Source organism: Atopobacter phocae ATCC BAA-285 (assembly GCF_000526675.1).
Lineage (GTDB): Bacteria > Bacillota > Bacilli > Lactobacillales > Aerococcaceae > Atopobacter > Atopobacter phocae.
Map to the genome: position 1 here is coordinate 1 of NZ_JAGN01000062.1, position 5,167 is coordinate 5,167.

Genomic DNA, 5,167 nt, shown 5'->3' on the forward strand with positions numbered 1-5,167 from the left:
CTCAATTTATTAAGGATCACCAAGCCATTCAAAGTATGTCACGTGTAGGAAAATGTATCGATAATGGTCCAATGGAAAACTTTTTTGGCATGCTCAAATCAGAATTATATTATTTAAATAAATATGATACATTTGAAAGTTTAACAAAAGATATTGATCAATATATTCATTTCTTTAACACTAAACGAATCACCTTAAAGATGGGGTTAGCCATTCCAGCATAAAAAACACCTATGGATGAAAAACCATAGGTGCATAAAATTTATTTTTTACCTGTCTACTTGACAGGGAGCAGTTCAATCGACTGCTCTCTATTTATTTTAATTTAACAGCTGTACCACTACATGTAATTAATAGCATACCATTATCTGCACCTAATACTTCATAATCAAACTTCAATCCCACTACTGCATCAGCGTCCATATTCAACGCACGTTTTTCTAACTCTTCAATTGCTTTTTCACGTGCTCCAATTAATTCATTTTCATAGCCTTTTGATCTTCCACCCAATACATTACGGATTCCCGCTGCAAAATCTTTAAAAATATTAATTCCCGTAATAACTTCTCCAAATACAATTCCTTTGTATTCCAAAATTTCTTTATTTTGAATCATTTGCGTTGTTGTAATAATCATTTAATGAACACCTCTTTCTGAATTTATTATATCTATCACCTAAAACGAAGTCAAAAAAAAGTGGCCCATAATATGGACCACTTGGGAGAGAAGCTATTTTATTTGACTATTGTGCTAAACCTTCTGAAATTTTATCTAAATTCCATTTCATCATAGCGTAGTAGCTATCGCCTTCTTCACCTGGGTTAGCTACAGAGTCTGTAAAGATTTTAGCAAAAATTGGAACACCGGCATCTTTAGAAACGGTCTTCATTGGACGATCATCAACTGAACTTTCAACAAATAATGCTGGAACTTCTGATTCACGTAATTTACGTACTAAATCTTTAATTTGATCTGGAGTACCTTCTTCTTCTGTATTGATTTCCCAAATGTAGGCACTTGGAACACCATAAGCTTTAGAGAAGTATTTAAAACATCCTTCACTTGTAACGATTAATTTTTTAGAATCTGGAATATTATTGAATTTTTCTTTTGCTTCTTTATCTAATTCATCTAATTTTTCAGTATAAGCTTTTAAGTTCTTTTCATATGCATCTTTATTTTCTGGATCTTTAGCAATTAATTGTTTAGCAATATTTTGTGCGTAAATGATTCCATTTTCTAAGTTTAACCATGCATGTGGATCCTCTTTACCTTCTTCACCTTTACCTTCTAAATGGATAATTTCTACACCATCTGAAGCAGCAAAGTAATCTTTGTTCTCTTCTTTATTTGCGTTTTTAACTAATTTAGTGAACCAAGCATTTCCACCTGTTTCTAAGTTAATTCCGTTATAAATAATTAAGTCCGCACGAGTTGTTTTTTGAACGTCTTCTGGTAGTGGTTCATATTCATGAGGATCTTGTCCGATTGGCACAATACTGTGTAAATCGATTAAGTCTCCAGCAATATTTTTTGTAATATCTGCTAAGATTGAGTTCGTTACGACAACTTTTAATTTACCCTCGCTGTCCATATTTTCTGCTTTTTCAGTTGTTTGTTTTGTATCATCTGTTTTTGATGTCGAGGCACTATTACCACAAGCTCCTAACATCATCACTAACGATAACATCGCAACTAGTTTAAGTAAAAAACTAAAAGTTGATTGTTTACTTGTTTTCCATGTATTATTCATTTATTTTTACCTTCCTTTTTATAAATTTTTGTTTTGGTGATATAAAGAAACTAATTAAAAAGATGAAAGCTGATGTTAATACAATTGAACTACCAGCTGCTACATTGAATGTGTAACCTAAGAAAAGTCCAAGTACTGAACTAAAAGCACCTAAAAAGGCAGATAAAGCCATCATTTTGTACAAACTATTACTAAATAAGTAAGCAGTTGCTGCAGGTGTGATTAGCATCGCAACAATTAAAATCGTTCCGACACTTTGCATAGCAGTTACAGCTACTAACGTCAATAATACCATTAATAAATAATGATAAAAATTCACGCGCATTCCTAAAGCTCTCGCCATTAAAGGATCAAATGATGTTAAAAGTAGCTCTTTTCTAAATAAAATAATAGCTAATAAAACAACAATTGATACGCCTATCGTAATCCATTTATCTATATCTTGAACCGCTAAGATATTACCAAAAAGAATATGGAATAAGTCAGTTGAACTTTTAGCTACATTGATTAAAATAACACCTAAGGCTAAAAATGAACTAAACGTAATACCAATGGCTGTATCTCCTTTAATTTGGCTATTTCCTTTAATGTAGGTAATAATCACTGAGGCTAATAAGCCAAAAATAATTGCTCCTATGAAAAAATTAATGCCTAAAATGTAAGATAAAGCCACTCCTGGTAGAACCGCATGAGAGATTGCATCTCCCATTAATGACATGCCGCGTAAAATAATAAAGCATCCAACTACTCCAGATATAATACCAATTACAACAGCTGTCACTAAGGCATTCTGCATAAAGTGAAACTCATATAAACCACTAATAAAGCTCTGTATCATTTTGCACCTCCAGCATCCACAAATATATTATCACCATAAGCACTTATAAGATTTTCTTTTGTGAATACATCGTCTACTGGTCCAAAAGTAATTAGCTCTTTATTTAAAATGATAAGTTGATCAAAATAAGTTCTGACCTTACTTAAATCATGATGCACAATGATAATGGTTTTCCCATCTTCTTTTAAACGAATGAGTGTTTCCATGATGATTTGTTCACTTACTGCATCAATCCCAACAAACGGTTCGTCTAAGAAAATATACTTAGCTTGTTGAACTAAGCAACGTGCCATCAACACACGTTGAAATTGTCCACCAGACAATTCACTAATTTGACGACTTTTAAATTCAGATAATCCGACCTGCTCTATAGCATAGTCAACATCTTTCCAATCTTTAGCCTTCAATCTTTTGAACACACCAACATTTGGATATGTTCCTAATGATACACAATCTCGTACCGTAATTGGAAACGAAAAGTCTAAATTGCTTTTTTGTTCAATATAAGCAATTTCTTTTAATTGACTTTTTATTGAATCGTTGTCAATTAACACGTCACCCTCAAATGGGATAACATGCAACATTGCCTTAATTAAGGTTGACTTACCTGCACCGTTTGGTCCAATCACACCAATAATGCTTGGTTCGGCTATTTTTAAGTTAATGTTTGACAATGCTTGAACTTGATTATTATAAGTCACTGAAACATTTTTAACTTCGAGCACTCGTTACACCTCACGTTTTCTTAATCTAGAATAACCATATCATACAATAACGACAAAATTAAGTCAACTTAAAATTATTATAAAGACTTTATTTATTTTATATAATTAGCTTAAGATAAATAAACAATTAGAAAATTTCAAATTTATGCTTTCTTTTTCTAATTTTTTTATTATAATAGAACATACTTCACTAAATTTATTATAAAAAGGGGAAATTTTATGTTTTCAAAAATTAGAGAGCCAAATCTTATTGTCCGATTAATAATTGCCATTATATTAGGTATTGGAATGGGGCAAATTACAGTCATTCCTGAAAATGTTTTTAGAAGTATCGTAACAATCGCTAGTGGATTTAGCACTTTTCTTAATTTTATTATTCCTTTAATGATCATTGCTTTTATAGTTAAGGGAGTTGCTGAATTAACAGAGAACGCTGGTAAACTATTAGCTATTACAGCTGGTATTGCATATTCATCAACAGTTTGTGCAGGCATGTTTGCTTTTTTTAGTTCAAAAGCTATTTTCCCTTCTTTTATAACAAATGAGATGGTGCAAACTTTGAAAAATCAAGAAGCTATTTTAACTCCCTACTTCATGATTCCTCTAAGTCCTATGTTAGATGTTACTAGTGCAGTTTTATTTTCTTTTATTTTAGGTTTAGGAATATCTTCACTTCGAAAAAAAGGCAAAGGACAAGCATTATTCGAAATTTTTTCTGATTTCAACACGATTATTTTGAATATTTTAGAACGCATCGTTATTCCATTTTTACCGATTTACATCTTTTCTAATTTTTTAAATCTTTCTTATTCTGGCCAGGTTTTCACGATTTTAATTATTTTTGGAAAAGTATTTGGTATTATTTTACTCTTACATTTAATTTATTTAGTATTTATGTTTTCTGTTGCAGGCATATTAAATAAAAAAAATCCGTTGGTCTATTTAAAAAATCAAATACCTGGATATTTAACCGCTATTGGCACTCAATCCAGCGCAGCCACCATTCCTGTCAATTTATTATGCGCTGAAAAAAATGGCACTTCGCAGGAATTACGGCAATTCGTCATTCCTTTATCAGCGACTATTCACTTGGCAGGAAGTATGATAACCATTACGTCATGTGTCACAGCTATAACGCTCATGTTTGAATTACCTTTGTCGATGACAACTGCTTTAGGATTTATTATGATTTTAGGAATTGCTATGGTTGCAGCTCCCGGTGCTCCTGGAGGGGCGATTATGAGCGCACTACCTTTCTTGCCTATTGTAGGAATTACTGCAGGTGTCATGCAAGAATTAGCTATTTCTCTTTATATAACTCAAGATAGTTTTGGAACCGCTGCTAACGTTTCTGGAGATAATGCTTTATTGCTCATTATTGAAAAAATTGCATCGCGCTTAAAATAATAAAGTCAACAGAAAGATTTAATCATTTTCTTTTCATTTTTTTAAATAAACAACTTTTGGCTCTTTGTCAAATAGGGTTGATGATGAGGTGAGGCTGGGACAAAAGGCCTTTAAATAATAAAAATAAGAGAATCATTATGAATTGAACTGCTCCCTGTCAAGTAGACAGGTAAAAAAATAAATTTTATGCACCTATGGTTTTTCATCCATAGGTGTTTTTTTATGCTGGAATAGCTAAACCCATCTTTAATGTGATTCGTTTAGTGTTAAAGAAATGAATATATTGATCAATATCTTTTGTTAAACTTTCAAATGTATCATATTTATTTAAATAATATAATTCTGATTTGAGCATGCCAAAAAAGTTTTCCATTGGACCATTATCGATACATTTTCCTACACGTGACATACTTTGAATGGCTTGGTGATCCTTAATAAATTGAG

The 5,167-nt window shown here is 31.7% G+C and carries 7 protein-coding genes; 2 read left to right on the top strand and 5 right to left on the bottom strand.

Features of this window, described 5'->3' with window-relative positions:
- Positions 1-224: IS3 family transposase (locus L866_RS0107900; RefSeq protein ID WP_025728502.1), on the top strand; the 224-nt coding region annotated here is incomplete at its 5' end.
- 91 nt (positions 225-315) lie between these two features.
- Here the strand turns inward: L866_RS0107900 and L866_RS0107905 are convergent.
- From L866_RS0107905 to L866_RS0107920, 4 genes are all read right to left on the bottom strand, one after another.
- Positions 316-636 carry a heavy metal-binding domain-containing protein gene (locus L866_RS0107905; protein WP_025730813.1) on the bottom strand — a complete coding sequence of 107 codons (321 nt, stop codon included), beginning with the start codon at positions 634-636 and terminating at the stop codon, positions 316-318.
- Between the two features lie 106 nt (positions 637-742).
- Entirely contained in the window at positions 743-1,753 is a 1,011-nt protein-coding gene (locus L866_RS0107910; RefSeq protein WP_025730815.1) for a metal ABC transporter substrate-binding lipoprotein, read from the bottom strand.
- Positions 1,746-2,591 (bottom strand): metal ABC transporter permease, encoded by an 846-nt coding sequence (locus L866_RS0107915; RefSeq protein WP_025730817.1) that lies wholly within the window; start codon positions 2,589-2,591, stop codon positions 1,746-1,748. Before L866_RS0107915 ends, L866_RS0107910 begins: the two co-directional genes overlap by 8 nt.
- On the bottom strand, positions 2,588-3,316 hold the full coding sequence (locus L866_RS0107920) for a metal ABC transporter ATP-binding protein (RefSeq protein ID WP_025730819.1): 729 nt from the start codon (positions 3,314-3,316) through the stop codon (positions 2,588-2,590). Before L866_RS0107920 ends, L866_RS0107915 begins: the two co-directional genes overlap by 4 nt.
- 219 nt (positions 3,317-3,535) lie before the next feature.
- Here L866_RS0107920 and L866_RS0107925 point away from each other — a divergent pair, with 219 nt between their 5' ends.
- Positions 3,536-4,723, top strand: coding sequence for a cation:dicarboxylate symporter family transporter (locus L866_RS0107925; protein ID WP_025730821.1), 1,188 nt, complete (start codon positions 3,536-3,538; stop codon positions 4,721-4,723).
- 220 nt (positions 4,724-4,943) lie between these two features.
- Here L866_RS0107925 and L866_RS0107930 read toward each other — a convergent pair.
- On the bottom strand, positions 4,944-5,167 hold a 224-nt coding region (locus L866_RS0107930), incomplete at its 5' end, for an IS3 family transposase (RefSeq protein ID WP_025728502.1).